11 protein-coding genes are annotated in these 17,616 nt (G+C 48.2%); 4 read left to right on the top strand and 7 right to left on the bottom strand.

The window, feature by feature from the left end:
• Nucleotides 1-77: 77 nt before the first annotated feature.
• Nucleotides 78-2,333, bottom strand: coding sequence for a hypothetical protein (locus AC3A14_RS06535; protein ID WP_318732268.1), 2,256 nt, complete (start codon nt 2,331-2,333; stop codon nt 78-80).
• Nucleotides 2,334-2,541: 208 nt separating this feature from the next.
• Between AC3A14_RS06535 and AC3A14_RS06530 the strand changes: the two genes are divergently transcribed.
• Nucleotides 2,542-5,727: a beta-propeller domain-containing protein gene (locus tag AC3A14_RS06530; RefSeq protein ID WP_318732270.1), complete on the top strand. Its 3,186-nt coding sequence runs from the start codon at nt 2,542-2,544 to the stop codon at nt 5,725-5,727.
• 393 nt (nt 5,728-6,120) lie between these two features.
• Here AC3A14_RS06530 and AC3A14_RS06525 read toward each other — a convergent pair whose 3' ends face one another.
• The 4 genes from AC3A14_RS06525 to AC3A14_RS06510 form a co-directional block, all read right to left on the bottom strand.
• Nucleotides 6,121-6,327 carry a glycogen debranching protein gene (locus AC3A14_RS06525; protein ID WP_271938173.1) on the bottom strand — a complete coding sequence of 69 codons (207 nt, stop codon included), beginning with the start codon at nt 6,325-6,327 and terminating at the stop codon, nt 6,121-6,123.
• 85 nt (nt 6,328-6,412) lie between these two features.
• The gene (locus tag AC3A14_RS06520) at nt 6,413-6,910 is read right to left on the bottom strand and encodes a GNAT family N-acetyltransferase (protein ID WP_318732271.1); all 498 of its coding nucleotides are present in this window, start codon (nt 6,908-6,910) and stop codon (nt 6,413-6,415) included.
• A 133-nt stretch (nt 6,911-7,043) separates the two neighbouring features.
• Nucleotides 7,044-7,526 (bottom strand): GNAT family N-acetyltransferase, encoded by a 483-nt coding sequence (locus AC3A14_RS06515; RefSeq protein ID WP_318732272.1) that lies wholly within the window; start codon nt 7,524-7,526, stop codon nt 7,044-7,046.
• Between the two features lie 25 nt (nt 7,527-7,551).
• Complete coding sequence (locus AC3A14_RS06510) at nt 7,552-8,673, bottom strand: RNA polymerase sigma factor, RpoD/SigA family (RefSeq protein WP_318732273.1); 1,122 nt, start codon at nt 8,671-8,673, stop codon at nt 7,552-7,554.
• A gap of 365 nt (nt 8,674-9,038) precedes the next feature.
• Between AC3A14_RS06510 and priA the strand changes: the two genes are divergently transcribed.
• Nucleotides 9,039-11,594 (top strand): primosomal protein N', encoded by a 2,556-nt coding sequence (priA, locus tag AC3A14_RS06505; protein WP_318732274.1) that lies wholly within the window; start codon nt 9,039-9,041, stop codon nt 11,592-11,594.
• Nucleotides 11,595-12,294: 700 nt separating this feature from the next.
• On the opposite strand, the gene AC3A14_RS06500 is transcribed toward priA, so the two are convergent.
• Nucleotides 12,295-12,507 (bottom strand): hypothetical protein, encoded by a 213-nt coding sequence (locus AC3A14_RS06500; RefSeq protein WP_318701139.1) that lies wholly within the window; start codon nt 12,505-12,507, stop codon nt 12,295-12,297.
• Nucleotides 12,508-12,510: 3 nt separating this feature from the next.
• Entirely contained in the window at nt 12,511-13,434 is a 924-nt protein-coding gene (locus AC3A14_RS06495; RefSeq protein WP_487778943.1) for an alpha/beta fold hydrolase, read from the bottom strand.
• 247 nt (nt 13,435-13,681) lie between these two features.
• On the opposite strand from AC3A14_RS06495, the gene AC3A14_RS06490 reads away from it, so the two are divergent.
• Together AC3A14_RS06490 and AC3A14_RS06485 are read left to right on the top strand one after the other, a co-directional pair.
• A complete protein-coding gene (locus AC3A14_RS06490; RefSeq protein ID WP_318733346.1) occupies nt 13,682-15,655 on the top strand; it encodes a PP2C family protein-serine/threonine phosphatase in 1,974 nt (657 codons plus the stop codon).
• A gap of 156 nt (nt 15,656-15,811) precedes the next feature.
• A complete protein-coding gene (locus AC3A14_RS06485) occupies nt 15,812-17,554 on the top strand; it encodes a CHAT domain-containing protein (protein WP_318701144.1) in 1,743 nt (580 codons plus the stop codon).
• The last annotated feature ends 62 nt before the right edge of the window (nt 17,555-17,616 follow it).

The raw sequence follows: 17,616 nt of genomic DNA, 5'->3' as shown, positions 1-17,616 counted from the left end.
GTCCCCGCGTCTCCGTGTCCCCCGATCTGCGCTCCCTTCGACTCTGCTCAGGAAGCGTGCCCCCATCCCCCCAACTGTTAATTCCTAATCGAGTTCATCAGGTATAGTCTAACTTTGCCATCATCGCCTCCAGTGACGATTTGCACTAGAGAACCGGTTGGGTCTTTTCGAGAGGGGATTAGGGATAAGTCTACGGTATTGAGGGAGTTAGAGTGGTTGGCGATCGCTTTTCCTTTAAGATATTTGGTTAAGCGCTCTCCCGTATCTCTTAGGGGCCATAATATCAGTGACCCATCATCTCCAACACTGACGAGGTATCCTCCATCGGCGCTGAAGGCGATAGAGCGCACGGCTTCACCATTATGACTATTGTCCCAGCGATCGAGCCGTTCACAAGTCGGATTGATTCCTGCTCCTAAACCCGGTTCTAGACAAGGGCGTAAATTCCAAATACTAATACTGCCTTGATTATCAGCAACGGCTAAGAGAAAGGGACGCTTTTCAGCAGTCGCAAGACTGGTGATGTAGTTATCTTGACCGGTTGCCGTGTCTGGATCGGAAATATCTAGAGTTTGGGTTGAGTTCGTTTCAGTGTTCCAGAGGATGAGTTGATTATACCGACCAGCAACAGCTAGGGTTTTTGCACCTTGGCCAACAAACGCCAGATCGGAAACGGCAAATTCAAAGGTTTTCGTTAATTCGGGTTCGTTAACGTTTTGTATCTCCTCAAAGTCTGGGCCAACATACCATTTAGCAACTAATCCACTGCCATGACCGCTGAACAAATAGCGGGAGTCGGGGGTAAATTCGAGATCCATGACTCGGTCGTCTTTTTGATAAACCAGCGATCGCACGGGAACGTCTTCATAGGATAATAAATCCCACAGTTGAATTTCCCCATTTTCTAAACCCATTACCATTTGATTGTTATCAACCGGGCGATATTTGACGGTGCGAACGGCTTTATCTGCCTGGGCGCGAACGTCGATAAATTCTAATTTCTGGCCTTCAATGACCCAGTCTCTGACCTGTTGATCGATGCCACCACTTAATAGGCGATCGCCTAATCCATTCAGTTGTACGGTCATGACCGAGCCTTTGTGATGAATATAATAATACTGTCCATAAGTAAACCACCAGAACACCCAAGCCAAGCCGACCATCAATAGTCCCTGTAACCATCGAGGAATAATGGGAAAGACTCTGAGAATCAGGGTTTGTTGGCGATCGGTTAAAGGGACACGGTTGGGTGTCGGAACCTTAGGTGTTAGGGCAGGTTCGCCAAGATCTTGAGGGGAAGAGGGCAAGATTCGTGAAACGGCTCCTACCGGCACAGCCCTAGCTTCAATGGGAATCGGGCGCTCCTGAACCCATCCCAACCACGGCCGTTTTGTTTCTACCCTTAAGTCAAAGGTTTGGGTTTCTGTTGGGTTCAGGGTGTGTTCTAGGGGCGATAATTCAAGTTGCAGTTGGTTTCGGGCGTTGGGTTTTTCTTCTAGGGGTAAATCAATAGTAGTTTGATAGCGTTGATTACTCTGATTGAGAAGTTGTAAGGGATACATTACAGGATTAGATGTCCAGGAGGGTAACCAACGGCGTTTTTGAGGAAGGGTTTGCTCGAGTTGAGGAATTTCAAAGCGAATTTCACCTTGAAGAAAAATTTCAATGACAGCTTGCAGTTGGGTGGGAGGGCCATCTGGATGGGTAATTTTAAGGTTAGCTAAATAGTTGATTCCAGCGATCGCCTCTTCAACATCAGGCACAGGACAGATTAAACTGCGATCGCTCCATTGTCCTGGGGGCAAGCTTACGGGTGTAGGAGAGGGATTTAACCAGGAATAGGAGCTAGAGACCGCCATTAGGGCGGTAATCTCTTTATGACCGGGATTATAGAGCCGGACCGGTATTTCTAAATCGCTGTTGGGATAGCCTTTGAGCGTAGAGTTAGGCAATTCAGCCTTGAGTTCCAGTTCACCGATACCCTTTTCCACCCGCAAGCGTAGGATATGTCGTTCTTCAGTTCCCAGTTCCAGGGAAAAAATGCGGATGGTAAGATTCACCAAGCCCACGAACCCTGAAATTGGGGTTCTGTAAATTTCCACGATAAACCGGGTAAGGTCTCCAGGCGGTTTCTTCGTGCTAACTTCCGGCGATAGGGTGTACCAACTGCGCTCAGAGTTGGGATCGACTCCAGCGGCTAGGATCTCTAGCTGAAAACTGGCAAAGCGATCGCCCTCGTTAAGAACCTTCACCTCAAACTGAGCCACCCCATAACCCGGTTGAAAGGTTAGCTCTTTGGTGGATAGCTCCGTACCCATCAGTTTTTCAACCATGCTCCTACCCTTACCGTCCGATCTGCACTGGAGCCATCATAGCAATAGAGCGCTTTGGGTCATCAATGGAAGCCATCGCGATCGCCCACAGGACTAGGAGTTTCTGGAATTTCCTGATGTAGAGTGCCTTCGGAAATGCTGTAGAATGATACACTAGCCAATTTCCTAGTTACCCTGTAACTAGAGTTATAGATTAAGTTGAGAAGGGATGAAAAGTACAGGTATCATCCAGTTCACTGAGCAGTTAGTAAATACTTTCCAAAAACTGCCTCCCCACTTTTTACCCCGTCCCCAGGAGATGCAAGAGTTGAAGCAGCTCTTGTGGAGCAGCCGCATCCTAGTTGTGCAGGGGAAGGGAGGCATGGGTAAAACCGTTTTGGCAATAGCGATCGCGCAAGATGAGGAAGTGCGGCGCAAGTTTGTAGATGGAGTGGTGTGCTTGCCCGTGGGGATAGCAACGAAACCCATCGAACTCTATCAACAATTGGCACAAGCCTTAGAAGGGTCTAAGATTTATCAAGAAACAGAAGTTCAGTGGAAAGCTCATCTGTCAAAGCTATTACAGGATAAGTCCTGTTTGTTGATCCTCGATGAGGTTAAGCAGCAGCCTGAAGTAGAGCGGTGGCACAAGCTATTGGGAAAAAACTGCCAGATATTGCTCACCACCAGGGAGAGTCATTTAGTGGATGGGTTAGGAGCCAAAGGTTATCTCGTAGAGAAGTGGGATGATGACCCGTCCTTGCAGTTGTTGGCGAAGTGGGCAAACGTGGACAAGGAACAGTTGCCCGAAGAAGCGAGTGCGATCGTGCAAGAATGCAGACAGTTACCTTTAGCCCTAGCCTTAGCTGGAGGGCAAGTGGGAGATGGAACCCTTTGGAAGTCTGTGTTGAGGGCACTGCAAGATCAAGACGAAGAAGGTTTCGATCCTGCCGACACCACTGCCACCATACAGAAATGTATAGCGGTAAGTCTCCAGAACTTGGAGCAGGAAAAACAAGACGCTTATCTAGAGTTAGGCATATTCCCACCACATACGAAAATATCCGAAGCAGCGCTGGTGAAGTTGTGGGGACGCAAAGGACACAAAGAAGAATCTCAACTACAGCAGCAGTTAACCCAGTTGGAAAAAAGGGCACTCGTATTTGCAGAAGGAGAGTCCCCCCACAGATGGGTGTGGCTCCATGACATGCAACAGAACTATCTCCAGGAAAAGCTTCAAGATAAAGCCAAAGTACATCGGGAGTTTTTAGCCAGTTATGCCAAAGGGCGGTTTCCCTGGAAAGGGGCACAGGTGGAAGGGGAAACCTATTTGTATCAGCACGCAGCCTATCACTTCCAGAAAGCAGAGGAAGAAGAAGCCTTCGCCCAGTTGTTAGGAGATTTTGATTGGTTGTGGCCAAAGCTAGAAGCAACAGATATTCAGGCGCTCTTGCTCGACTTTGATCGAGTTCAAGACAAAGATCGATTTCTCCGTCGTTTGCAGAAAGCGTTACGCCTGAGCGCCCAGGTGCTAACTCAGGATAAGCAACAGTTCGCCAGTCAGTTGTGGGGACGGTTGCTCAACCTGAAGCAGATGAAAAAGCATGAGTATCAATACTTTTGGCAAAAGATACCCATCCTAGGGCGCTACTTACCCCACCATCGGGGTAGAGGAAAAGTAGAGCAGCTTTTACAGCAAGCCAAAGACCGACAGACCCATACCTGGTTTCGTCCCCTCGCCCCCTGCCTGGACTCCAGCGACGGGGCCCTACTGTGTACGCTCAGGGGTCATCAGTCCTGGGTGAATACAGTTGCCGTGACGCGAGATGGGCAACTGGCGGTGTCGGGTTCATCAGATAAGACCCTGAAGGTCTGGGACTTGGAGACGAAGGAGGAGACCCTGACGCTTACGGGTCATCGTTCCTTGATACAGGCTGTAGCGGTAACGCGAGATGGGCAGAGAGCCGTGTCGGGTTCATCGGATAAGACTCTGAAGGTATGGGACTTAGAGACAGGGGAGGCACTGCTTACTCTGATGGGTCATGATTCCATGGTCAAAGCGGTAGCCGTGACTCCAGATGGACAACGAGCGGTATCGGGTTCATCGGATAATACGCTAAAGGTGTGGGACTTGAAGACGGGAAATAAACTGCTGACACTTACGGGCCATTCTGGCTCGGTACAAGCGGTAGCCGTAACCCCGGATGGACAGCGGGCGGTGTCGGGTTCGATGGATAAGATGCTGAAAGTGTGGGACTTGAAGACGGGAGAACAGAGGCTTACGCTTAAGGGTCACGATCACTGGGTCAATGCTGTAGCCGTGACTCCAGATGGGCGGCGAGTGGTATCGAGTTCAATGGATAAGACGCTGAAAGTGTGGGACTTGAAGACGGGGGAAGAAGAGCTTACTCTGACGGATCATCAGGACTGGGTGCAAGCCTTAGCCGTGACCCCAGACGGGAAACAGGCGGTTTCAGCCGCCGATAATAACACGTTACAGGTGTGGGATTTAGCAACGGGCGAGGAGAAACTGACGCTCAGGGGTCATCGGGACTCGATACAAGCTGTAGCCGTGACTCTAGATGGTCAACAAGCTGTGTCCGCTGCTATGGATAATACGTTGAAGGTGTGGAACTTGGAGACGGGGGAGGAACTGCATACCTTGACGGATGATGGAGGTTATCAGGACTGGGTGCGAGCCTTAGCGGTGACCCAAGATAGGCAGATAGCCGTGTTTGCTACGATAGATAACGCCCTCAAGATATGGGACTTGAAGAGGGAACAAGAGCGATATACCCTGACCGGTCATCAGGACTCGGTACAAGCTATAGCGGTGACCTCAGATGGAAAGCGAGCTGTTTCTAGTTCTATGGATAAGACGCTAAAGGTGTGGAACTTGGAGATGGGGGAGGAACTGCATACCCTGACCGGTCATCATCACTCGATACCTGCTGTAGCCATCACTCCAGATGGTCGCCGAGCTGTTTCTGCTTCCATGGATAGCACCCTGAAGGTGTGGGACTTGGCAACTGGGGAAGAATTGCGTACCTTGACCGGTCATAGTCACTGGATACAAGCGGTAGCGGTAACCCCGGATGGGCAATGTGCAGTTTCGGTCTTAGATCGTACGACTTTGAAGGTGTGGGACTTGGTAACCGGGGAGGAGAGGCTGACAGTTACAGTTCATCAGGACTGGGTACGAGCGGTAGCGGTGACCTCGGATGGACGGCGAGTGGTTTCTGGTTCTGTAGATAAAACTTTGAAGGTGTGGGACTTGGCAACCGGGGAGGTGTTAGGGACGTTTGTGGCGGAGGCGGCTATCTTGCGCTGTGCTATTGCACCGGATGGCTGTACGGTGGTGGCAGGGGATAGGGTGGGACGAGTGTATCAATTGTTGATTAACAATAGCCTATAAAAAAGGGAGTGAAACCCTGATTCTTTCGTTGGCGATCGCGGGCTGTCACTCTTGGAAATTCGTCAAAATTTCCAAGAGTGACAGAAGAGGAATAGCAGAGAAAGGCAGAGTAGGACCTGTTCTATAGCTAGAGTCCCTATTGCCTCTTGCCTGTTGCCTATTACCTCAAACCATAACCTATCCCTCTTCTGTCACTTTCTGAGATCGCGATTGCTCTATCCCCTATAGAGAGACATTTACCTTTCTGACTAGATTTTTGAGTTTCTGTTAGGAAAACCATCGCGATCCTCTTTGATGTTATTCTTCCTGAACATGCTATACCTTTAATGTCAGTCTCTTGAATTGATGACATGCCCTAGGTGCCTATTGCCTCTTCCGCCATCCCGACAAATTTTAATTCAACTTCAGCGCACTTGCAGGCACTTCTTCCCACGAGGAAACGGTATGCATTCGAGCGCTCCATCCGGCTTGTTTTTGGTCTTCTGTGAGGTTGTTGTTGAAGGAGTCATGACACTCTTGTGCTTGTTTTTGATCGCAACAAGCAATGCAAGCATAGATCATGCCAGAAGGATCGATTTGTTCGTTGACCCAAATAGTCATAGGGCAATACTCCTAATTGTTGTTTGAAGGAACAGGGAATAGGGAATGTTCCAAGTTTCCCTTAGTTTGCTATAGATTTTGGATGTTAACCAGCTAAATTGGTAAGGGCTGAACCGGTGACGCGGCAAATTCGCCAGTCAGGAAGGACTTGAGCGCCCATACGTTCGTAGAAAGCGATCGCTGGTTCATTCCAGTCCAATACTGCCCAATCAAAGCGCCCACAACCGCGATCTAGGGCAATTTTGGCCAAAGTTCTCAACAGAGCCGATCCAATCCCTTTACGGCGATATTCAGGTCGGACAAAAATATCTTCGAGATAGAGACCGGGTTGGGTGAGAAAGGTAGAATAGTTATGGAAAAAGAGAGCAAACCCCACCGATTTTCCTTCCCATTGGGCCATTAAGGCTTCTACATAGTGTTGATCGAACAAGTGTTTTTCCAGATCGGTGGCGCACCCGATGACTTGATGGGATAATTTTTCATATTTGGCTAAAGCGCCAATTAGCTCGAATAGAATGGGTACATCGTCGCGGGTTGCGAGTCGGATCTGGAGTTTCAGGCGATCGCCTTGATCGAGGTTCATGGTTGCATTCAATGCCAATGTTCAGGTTTTAGGGTATAGGATTTTTCATCAGTTGAGCTATACCTTAAGGAAATCATACTTCTTTTCTGATACTTATACTTCATCTCTAGAGAGTTCTGTGGATTTTATCAGCTCAATCCGTAAACGCTGAACCAGCTATCCGATAAAGGCGACAGTTGCTCAGGGTTTGAGCGCCTATGGATTCGTAAAAGGCGATCGCCGATTGATTTAAGTCCAGAGCTGCCCACTCCAGATGCTCATAACCACGCTCTAGGGCAATTTCACCTAAAGATTGTAACAGGGCACGACCAATCCCTTTACGGCGAAATTGAAGCAACACGAACAGGTTTTCGAGGTGGAGTCCAGGTTGGGTGCGAAAGGTAGAATAACTTGGGAAAAATAGAGCAAATCCCGCCGTTTTTCCGTCCCACTGGGCAATTAAGGCTTCTGCATAGCAGCGATCGAACAGGTGTTTTTCCAGATCGGTGGCGCACCCAATGACTTGATTGGATGATTGTTCGTATTCAGCTAAAGCACTAATCAAATCGAACAGAACGGGTACATCATCGCGGGTTGCGAGTCGGATCTGGGGCTTCGGGCGATCGCCTGGATTCATAGTTGCATAGAAGGCGGATTTTGGTTTAGCGCAGCCAAGCCTTTAACCGTTGAGCGACTTGAGGACGACGCAGTTTCCGCATCGCTTTAGTTTGAATTTGCCGTACTCGTTCGCGGGAGAGATTAAACAAATGGCTGACCTCTTCTAGAGTATAGGGTTTTCCCGTACTTAACCCATACCTTAAGGAAATAATATCTTTTTCCCGTTCGGTGAGGACATCGCTGAGAACCGATAGGATTTCCTGACGCATCATGGTTTCGCTCAGGAGGGTTTCTGGGGACTGGGTTCCTTGATCTTCAAGTAAATCGAGTAATTCCGTATCTTGATCTTCTCCAAATCGATGATTTAGAGAGAGCGATCGCCTGCGTACCTGATGTAAATATCGCAATTGAGGAATCGAAATTTCCAATGCTTCGGCTAATTCACCTTCGCTGGGGCTACGTTCGAGTTCTTGACGCAATTGCTGTTGCATCACTCGCATTTTATTCAGCTTTTCCACCACATGAATAGGCAATCTTACCGTGCGTCCATGGTTTGCCAACGTCCGGGTGATCCCTTGGCGAATCCACCAGTAGGCATAGGTTGAAAACTTATAGCCTTTTTCGGGATCAAACTTTTCGGCAGCTCGATTTAATCCCAATGCTCCTTCTTGAATGAGGTCTAGAAAGGGGACTCCTCGATTCACATATCGTTTGGCAATTGACACAACTAATCTCAGATTAGATCGCACTATTTTTTGCTTGGCAATTTGGCTATATTTGAGCTTGGTTTTAATTTCAGATGCCGGTAAGTCACTCGTCCGAGCTAGATCCGTAATCGTTGGAGTTTTTCCCGTCTTTGCTAGAAGTTTTTCTTGCATTTTTTGCAGTTCTATTCCCTCTTGAACTTGTCGAGATAAGATAACTTCTTCTTCTGCACTCAGGAGGGGATAACGTGCCATTTCTTTCAGGAATAGTCCAACGGTATCTTCATTAATAAAAGCAATTGAATCTACCCAATTTCCTGTCGATAATGAGTTGGCAGACTGTTCAGGGTCTGATGGGGATAAGCTAAGGGCGTTTAACACAGAGCCTTTTGCCTCTGTGTTCGCCTGGGGATTATCGTATTCCCGATCGATCAATCCGTTATTTTCTGGTCTGTTCAACATAGGAAATGACAAAATGAGTTGCACTTTAAAGAATTCAGGATCTGTAGTGTGAGGAGTGGCGATGTAGGTGATAACTTTTCAGCTAAAGCCAAGGGAATTTGAGCTGAACAGCATAAGGTTGTCCCTAGTGTAGTAGCATAATTTAAGGTTGGCAATCCATCGGTGAGTAAACGATACAAAAGTTATTGTTGTGTGTTTTTTTCTCAAGTTTCTGTGGAGTACGATACACTCTGAACGTGAAGAGGAGAAATCATAATCTTTTTGATAGAATTAGACCAGTCTCAAGCCAAGGGGGAGGCAAGAGGCACGACTAGCAATAGGCATGGGATACCCCAGAATGAAAGTAGTTCGCCATCTAAAACGTTATGATCAGTAAACTCGATCGCCTGCAACCACCCATTACGAGTTGCCGAGTGGCTGCCTCGAAGAATCCGTTTTATATCCAGACTTCCTCTTCCTCTCGGCAGTGCTGGGTGGAGGTTTTGCTAGATGTGGATCGGCAAGAATTAGAGGAAGAGGAGCCAAAGCTCTATACCTATGCGATTGGCTCCAACTTGAGGGTGCAGCTAGGGGATATTTTGATCGTACCTTGTCGTTCTCAGCAGGTGGGGGCGATCGCCATTCGTTTGCTGTCTGCACCTCCAGCCAATTTACCCCCAGAAAAGATCAAGTCGGTTCATGAGGTTATTAGTTCGGGATTTTTTCCCCCCAGTTATTGGCAACTCCTCAACCAAGTGGCCCATTATTACCATACGCCCTTAATCCGAGTAATTCGTATGGCCCTACCTCCAGGGTTATTGGCCAAATCCCAACGTCGCATCCGCTTAACGGAGTCCATTCCCAAAGAGGCACAAGTATTTCTGGATTTCTCAGCCAAAGAACTGCTGAATGTCCTCTCTAGTAGAAAAACAGGGGATTCTTCTTGGCCCAAGCTGAAAAAACAGGTATACCAGGCTGATCGCGCACTGAAAGATTTGTTAAAACGGGGATGGGTGGAAAGCTACCTGGAACCACCCCAACCACCTCGCCCGAAGCGCCAACAGGTGGTAACTCTAGTCAAATCGACTTTACCGGAACCGGAAGAATTAACTTCTCAACAACAGGAAATTTTAAACGTTCTCGCTCGTCAGGGAGGGGAAATGTTGGTCACTGAACTGGTGCAACAAGGCCAAACTTCTTCAGGCGCGATCAAAACTTTAGAGAAAAAGCAGTGGGTGACGATCTCACAACAGGAACAGTTACGCTACGATACGGGCCCCATGCCCGATCGCGATACACCTAAACCGCTGACTCCCGCGCAAGCTCAAGCCTTAGCAGCCATTCAGGGACGTTCGCGCCAGCGATGCGGAGCATTATCGGATTATCATCCCTTTCTGCTCCATGGGATTACCGGATCGGGGAAAACGGAAGTCTATCTTCAGGCGATCGCCCCCATTCTAGAGCAAGGACAATCTATCCTGGTACTAGTCCCAGAAATTGGCCTCACCCCCCAACTGACGGATCGCTTTCGGGCCCGGTTTGGAGAAAAAATCCGCGTTTACCACAGTGCCCTATCCGATGGCGAACGTTACGATACCTGGCGGCAGATGCTCCAGGGAACCCCTCAAATCGTCATTGGAACCCGATCCGCCGTTTTTGCCCCTTTGCCCAGTCTGGGCTTAATTATCTTGGATGAGGAACACGATACCAGTTTCAAACAAAGCCAACCTGCTCCTACCTACCACACTCGTCAGGTGGCTCAATGGCGGGCCCAACTGGAAAATTGCCCCCTGATTTTGGGTAGCGCTACCCCATCGATGGAAACCTGGTTTAGCAGCGGGCCGGGCAAATCCTGCACGCGGCTCAGTTTACCAGAACGGGTGGGAAACCGGCCGCTTCCTCCTATTTCCATTGTGGATCTACGTCGAGAACTGAAACAGGGAAATCGATCTATTTTTAGCCGTAGCTTACAAGATCAGTTAAGGCGTTTAGGCGATCTCCAGCAACAAGGCATTCTCTTTATTCCGCGTCGCGGCCATAGTACGTTTGTCTCCTGTCGCAGTTGTGGACATGTTCTCGAATGTCCCCATTGTGACGTTTCCCTCTCCTACCACTACACCCACGAGGGAGCTACAGAACGGTTGCGTTGTCATTATTGCAACTTTTCCCAGGTTCAACCCTCCCACTGTCCCGAATGTCAATCGCCCTACCTGAAACACTTTGGCACCGGAACCCAACGGGTGACCCATGAGTTAGCCAAGCTCTTTCCAGAGCTGCGGGTGATTCGGTTTGACAGCGATACTACCCGCACCAAAAACGCCCATCGCACCCTACTGACTCGATTTGTGCAAGGAGAAGCCGATTTATTGGTGGGAACCCAGATGTTAACCAAAGGATTGGATATTCCAGGGGTGACCCTGGTGGGAGTGGTGGCTGCTGATGGCTTATTGCATCAGGGAGACTATCGCGCTGGAGAGGAAGCCGTACAAATTTTAACCCAAGTTGCCGGTCGGGCCGGTCGTGGGGATGACCCCGGCCAGGTGATTATTCAGACTTACTCGCCAGACCATCGTGCCATTCAAGCTGTGCAACAAAATGCTTATGCAACTTTTATGCAACAGGAATTACAGGAGCGAGAAGCTTACCATTATCCGCCCTATTCTTCCTTAGTACTGTTTCGCTTCAGTGGCTTGGATCTCATGGAGGTGCAAACTGCTGCGGATCGGGTGGCGGACGTTTTAGAATCAAGAGCAGGAGGTTATCAGGTCTTGGGGCCTGCCCCCGCGCGGGTGATGCGGGTCTCTGATGCCTATCGTTGGCAGATTTTGCTCAAATTTCCTCCAACAGAAGAAATAAATCTACCGTCTTTAGCTGAATTGCGATCGCTCCATTCCAAGAGAGTCAGTTTCAGCTTAGATATTGACCCCCTCAATTTTGGATAGTTGACCCAGTATCGGTGACCAGGGATTCGAACCGTAGACCCCAAAGTGAGCTGACGCTATCCGAATGACTACAGCTCTTGCCAAATCTGCCTTGTAGAACCTTGAAAAGAAAATAGGCAGATGTTTAAAACACACATAAAACAGGTATGGAATCTAGTGAACGAATATTTTCACTCGAACCAGATTGACCCATCTCAGTTGGTTGACTATGAACTGGTGAGGTGATCCCTCAAAGCTTGCCAGAAGTCAACCCCTAAGGGTGTCTCTATCAGCAAGCAAGGTAACCAGCGATATCTCCGGTTTAAAACTACCACCAAACCAGTAACAGCCAACAACTCTTGCAATGAAGACTCTACTCGCGATGGTTGTGTCAATGCCTCAAGGAGTGACAACAGGCTTGAATGTAAGGCAGAGCTTTGCTTTGAGCATTTCAAATGGCAAAAAAATTCAGTCATTTTTTGGGTAAGAAACCCTCTAAGGTTGAGGCAGGGTTATGCGATCGCAACATTTCATCGAATGGGTTCCTTCATACTTAGTCCTTTTATGTGCTTATCTCAATAGTTATTTTGGTAGCTGCCCGTAGTCAAGTGAACTGCTTTGTCAACATTATTTGTGGATTAATTGCCTATTGTCATCAATCCAAAAAAGCCTCGAATTCATTTAGAGTAGGCTTTACCGCCTTCTGCACTAATTTGTGAACTCAATTTTTACTCACTGAAAATCTGGCGGATACTTGTCTAATTGAATACTTTTCTACTAGATGCGCTTTGACTATTTTCTCTCGTAAATCTAGGCTGTATGCTTTCATTAGCTCCTCCATAGCCTCTTTTTCTTCAGGGTATACCATTACAGCGCTTTGCGCTGTATATTCCTGTGCTATTGCTATGTTTTGACATTTTTCTGAGTTATTCACTCTTTAGTTTAACGGGTCACCCTTCTCTAATACCCAATCAAGGATGAGGGGATTGACCAATTCTGGAGCTTCATCTTGGGGACAATGACCGACTCCTTCCAGGGGAATAAAGTGTTTAACGGCTGCAAATTCAGCTAATTTGCGTCCCTGCTCAATAGGTTCCCAGGGGTCTTCAGTTCCCCACAGCATGAGTGCTGGAGAAGGGAGACTTTCTAACAAATCTTCCGGTAAGGGGCCTTGGGAATAGCGGGTAAAGGCGATAAAGACATCTGCTGCACCCGGATCGAGGGCTGGAGCCATGAGTAAATCGACCAATTCAGGGGTAACCGCTTCCGATCGCCCATAAGCTTCTTGTAAAATCTGTCGTACAACCTTGGGTTTAGCAATTTGGGCAAAGAACCAATGACCGATCGCTCGAATCCCCAAAAACCGTTGTACCCAGGGCGCACCATAGCGCTTATAAAACGGTAAACTCTCTCGGCGGCGATCGTGGAGTAACCTTAAAGAACAATTGAGTAAAACGACAGAGTTTACCCAATCTGGAGCATCAACTGCCGCTTGCATCACAGCAATACAACCGATCGAATTACCTACTAATACTGTTGGCTCACCAATTACCTCTTGACAAAACTGGATAATTTGCTCGCTCCAGGTTTTAAATCTATACTCAACCTCCACCCCTGGAGTCGGTTTGGCCGAACCCCCAAAGCCAATTAAATCCAGGGCATAACAGCGACAACCTTGACCGAGAACTGGGAGATTTTTCCGCCAATGATCCACCGATCCCCCAAATCCATGAATCAGTAACACTGTTGGCCCCATTTGACCCATTTTCTGATAGCGGATGGGAAATCCGCGCCAGTTCCAGAACAGATATTCCGTAGGATCAGCCGGATCATTGGCCCTTTGAGTCGCAGAAATAGTCATATAATTTGGGAAAAGCCTGCAAGATCGTATGGGCAGAATATAAGTCAAACCCACGGTTCTTGTCAGCTATTTCCCTAAACATGAATCACGAAGGGTGCGTTCACTAAACTAGAATTATATCTATTTCGGCTTGCTTATCAGGTAGTGTTTATATCTATCACTCTAGCCGAGCAGCCGTCTGCTATGCTCTGAACTCCAGTTGTGGAGCAATACACTGCCTTTCCATCTACAGGCGCGAGGATTTCCTATGCCAACCGAAACCGCATTCCTTAACTGTCCCAATCCCAGTTGTCAGAGAGCCAATTCAGAAGATCTTCAAGATTGCCACAATTGCGGCACTCGGTTAGTCAAGCGGTATCTGTGGGCAACTTCTCCCGATCTGCGACCTTTGGGCAATGCCTTGGACTTTCTAGAAGTGGGGCAACGAATGGGCGATCGCTATCTCTACAAAGGTAATCACATTTTCCTCGATCTGAAACCGGGGGTTCCCCCCCATATCCCCTCAGAAATCTCGACATCCCTACAAACCTATCTCAAACTATTTCCCTATCGACTCCATCTCCCCCAACCCTACGAACTCTTAACCCTAAAATCCACTTTACCCCCCGTGCTATTGCTCGAAGGAGCGCCGATTAACCCATCCCTTTTAGACCAAGCCCCTTTGAACCCCCCCCTGATGCCAACACTCAAAGACCAATGGGCCAAAGCTTCTCCCATGCGTCAACTGCATTGGTTATGGCAAATTGCCCATCTGTGGCAACCGTTAAAAGTGTTGGGCGTGGCAAATTCCCTACTCGATCATCACTTCTTGAGAGTTGAAGGACCAGTGGTACGGATTCGAGAATTGCGGGCCGATCCCTCATCTTCAGTTGAGTTATCCCAGTTAGGGCAAATGTGGTTACTGTTAGCGAAACAGGCTAACCCTCTGATTAATCGCTTTTTACAACATTTAGCTCAAGGGTTGACTGAAGGACAAATCTTCGCCATGGATCGGGCGATCTCCGAACTCGATCGGGCCTTACACTATTGTCGTCAGTCCCAGACTACCCACTTTAGCCTATGTACCGCCAGTGATAAGGGCCCCAGTCGCTCCCATAATGAAGATGCTTGTTACCCCCTGCAAACCTCCCCAGGTCAAAGCATTTCGTCATTTCAGGGGTCTGACCCTCTCTGTGCGATTGTCTGTGATGGTATTGGTGGTCATGCTGGAGGAGAAGTGGCTTCTCAACAGGCGATCGAAAGTATTTTGGCCTCTTTGAATTGGGATAAGCTTTCTGCTGCCAAGAGTCCCCTAGAGCGGGTCGATCGGATCGTCGATCTTCTGGATCGGCTGATTCGTCATGCGAATACAGTGATTAGCGATCGCAATGACCAAGAGCATCGTCACGAACGACAGCGCATGGGAACAACTCTCGTCATGGCAGTTGTTCCCCCTCCTGTGGAGCCAGCCCATGAACTCTATATTGCCCATGTGGGAGATTCCCGGATCTATTGGATCACCCAGCATGGATGTCATCAGGTAACTTTAGATGATGATTTAGCTTCTCGTGAAGTGCGCCTAGGCTATACCTTATATCGTGGCGCTCTCCAACATCGGGCCGCTGGTGCCCTGGTGCAAGCCTTGGGAATGAGTGAGTCTAGTCTCCTTCATCCTACTGTGGGGCGATTAATTCTAGATGAGGATGGCATTGTGTTGCTTTGCTCTGATGGACTCAGTGATGGCGATCGCGTCGAACATCATTGGCAAAGTAAACTGTTACCCATTTTGGAGGGTAAATTAGATTTGGCCACCGCCACGGCTGAATTAGTCGAATTAGCCAATACCCTCAATGGCCATGATAATGTCACCATCGGCCTGATCCATTATCAAGTCAAACCCCAGAATGCGACCTTGAAGCCCTTAACTAGATTATTTAATCCCGTTATTCCGGGCGATCGCCCCGCCAAAGAATCAGCCCAGAACTCAATGAAAACCCAATTGGTCACAGTTGGCGCTCCAGAAGGCCAAAAGGACTTGAAGTCTAGTCCAGACTCTTTGCCCCAAACGGTTTCTATTTCTCGATTATTAGTGGGGATTGTCAGTTTAATGACAATTTTATTGGTTTTAGGGGGAGCGATATTATATCTGTTTGAACCATCTTGGAGGCGATCGCCAACCCTTCAAAACTCTCCTGCTATACCCGTCCAACCGTCCCCCTCTCCCAGTCCCATAAACCCGTAAAATTATGGGTAATGGGTCATCAGTAATCTCCGTGTCTCCATCTCCCCGTGTCTCCATCTCCCCGTCTCCCCATCCCCCAATCCCCCCATCTGTCCAAGCAATTCGATAAACTAGAAGAAAGGGGATACACTCAACCCGTAATATCAAGGCTCTTAAATGTCTTCAATTGACTGCCCTTGTCTCAGTATTGCCATTACCCGGTTGGTTGCTTGTTCGCCACCTGATGGCAGTGATAAACCTCATTCTCCAGATAGAAACCAATCCGCCCATTTTGCCATTTGGGTAATTCGGGCTTCCTATCCCGGAGGATATACTCATCATGACCGTATTTGGCCCTATACTCTCAGCCTCACGTGGGAAGGATGGCAGGATTTATTTAAAATTCCCTCCCAACCCTCCTATTCTCTCTCCATTCCGGCTGTAGAGTCTAATCCAACAGAATTCGAGACTTTACCCTTTTCTTTAGAGGAAAAAGGGTCTTATAGTAGTCGGTTAATGCAACAATTGGGGATTAGTTTGTGGCAATGGGTCTTTGATGGCCCCATTCAAAGTTGTTTATCCCAAAGTCAAGGTATTGCCTTAGGACAGAATAAACCCTTACGAGTGCGCCTCGATATCCGGGACCCCGATCTAATTCCTTTACCTTGGGAAATTATGCAATCTCAAGCGGGAAAACAGGCCATTTCCGTTTCTCCTACCCTGTTATTTAGTCGTACCACCAGTGATGTCGATCCTCTTCCTCCCCAACGAACCGATCAGGAACTAAATATTTTATTGGTCTTTGGCGCAACCGTTGGTCAGGGTACTTGCGGTTCTGAAGGGCTTGAGGGTACACCCAGCGATCTGCAACTGGAAGCAGAAGCGGAGACCTTAGCTCGAATTCTGGAAAATTGTACCGATCCCCATCAAACCCTACCCAGCTTACTGACTTCATCGGTTCCCTGTAAAGTGGATACCTTGATCCAACCGACTCCTGCACAGTTAATTGCGGCTTTGGAAACGAAGACCTACAATATCGTGTTTTATGGGGGCCATGGTGTCCCGGCTCCGGATGGGGGACTGTTTTATTTACAGCCAGAAACCACCCTGAGTGGCCGGGAATTTGCCAATGTGTTGGTTCGAGGACAGGTGACGTTGGCAGTTTTGAATACTTGTTGGAGTGCGAAGGGAGATACGGAAGCAGATGACCCTAAAGATGGAGACTCCCATCGTCCCCTGCCTCGTAGTAGTTTCGCGGAAGTACTACTACATCATGGGATACCAGCAGTTTTAGGAATGCGAGAGGCGATCGCCGATCGAGAAGCGCTCAGTTTCATTGAAGCCTTTGCTGAAGCCCTATCCAAGCGTTTCTCGATCGATGAAGCTACGGCTATAGCTCGGCAACGCTTAATTACACTCTATAAGTATAATCAACCCTCCTGGACACTTCCGGTGTTATATATGCATCCAGATTTTGATGGACAGTTATTAGTGCCTGCTCCGGAAGGAATTACCGAATTACCAGATACAGCAGTCAATTTGCATCAACAAACCCGCACGATTGCCTCCTTACGTTCAGTAGAAGAAACAACACAGGTTTGGCAGATTCATGGCGGACTTATGCGAGTGGGAAGACGGGAAGAGAATGATATTGTCATTAGCGAACGCTGGGTATCTCAGCGGCACGCGGAAATTATTCGCCGGGAACCGTTAGAGTCGAATCAGGGACAACCCACCTATTGGTTACGGGATTTTTCCCGCTTTGGAACCTTGGTATTACGAGCAGGGAATTGGCAAAAAATTCACCAGCAAGAAATTCCCCTAAAATCAGGGGAAAAAATTAAGTTTGGTAGTTCCCAAGGACAAATGTTGGAGTTTGTGATTGAGGAATTGATGATGAACTACTCACACTCTAAATAACGTCAGTTTTGGATAAGCTGAAACCCTTCTTCTCTCGTTGGCGGCAATCCCCATTCTTTCGT

Source organism: Roseofilum sp., assembly GCF_982964205.1.
The sequence above is the reverse complement of the archived record's forward strand: the minus strand, read 5'-3'. Positions and strand labels throughout refer to the sequence as shown.

Bases quoted from the DNA above. Each gene is read 5' to 3' on its own strand.
- AC3A14_RS06510 (WP_318732273.1), bottom strand. From the start codon at position 8,673: ATGTTGAACAGACCAGAAAATAACGGATTGATCGATCGGGAATACGAT.
- AC3A14_RS06515 (WP_318732272.1), bottom strand. From the start codon at position 7,526: ATGAATCCAGGCGATCGCCCGAAGCCCCAGATCCGACTCGCAACCCGC.
- AC3A14_RS06535 (WP_318732268.1), bottom strand. From the start codon at position 2,333: ATGGTTGAAAAACTGATGGGTACGGAGCTATCCACCAAAGAGCTAACC.
- AC3A14_RS06530 (WP_318732270.1), top strand. From the start codon at position 2,542: ATGAAAAGTACAGGTATCATCCAGTTCACTGAGCAGTTAGTAAATACT.
- AC3A14_RS06490 (WP_318733346.1), top strand. From the start codon at position 13,682: ATGCCAACCGAAACCGCATTCCTTAACTGTCCCAATCCCAGTTGTCAG.
- priA (WP_318732274.1), top strand. From the start codon at position 9,039: ATGATCAGTAAACTCGATCGCCTGCAACCACCCATTACGAGTTGCCGA.
- AC3A14_RS06485 (WP_318701144.1), top strand. From the start codon at position 15,812: ATGTCTTCAATTGACTGCCCTTGTCTCAGTATTGCCATTACCCGGTTG.
- AC3A14_RS06520 (WP_318732271.1), bottom strand. From the start codon at position 6,910: ATGAACCTCGATCAAGGCGATCGCCTGAAACTCCAGATCCGACTCGCA.
- AC3A14_RS06525 (WP_271938173.1), bottom strand. From the start codon at position 6,327: ATGACTATTTGGGTCAACGAACAAATCGATCCTTCTGGCATGATCTAT.
- AC3A14_RS06495 (WP_487778943.1), bottom strand. From the start codon at position 13,434: ATGACTATTTCTGCGACTCAAAGGGCCAATGATCCGGCTGATCCTACG.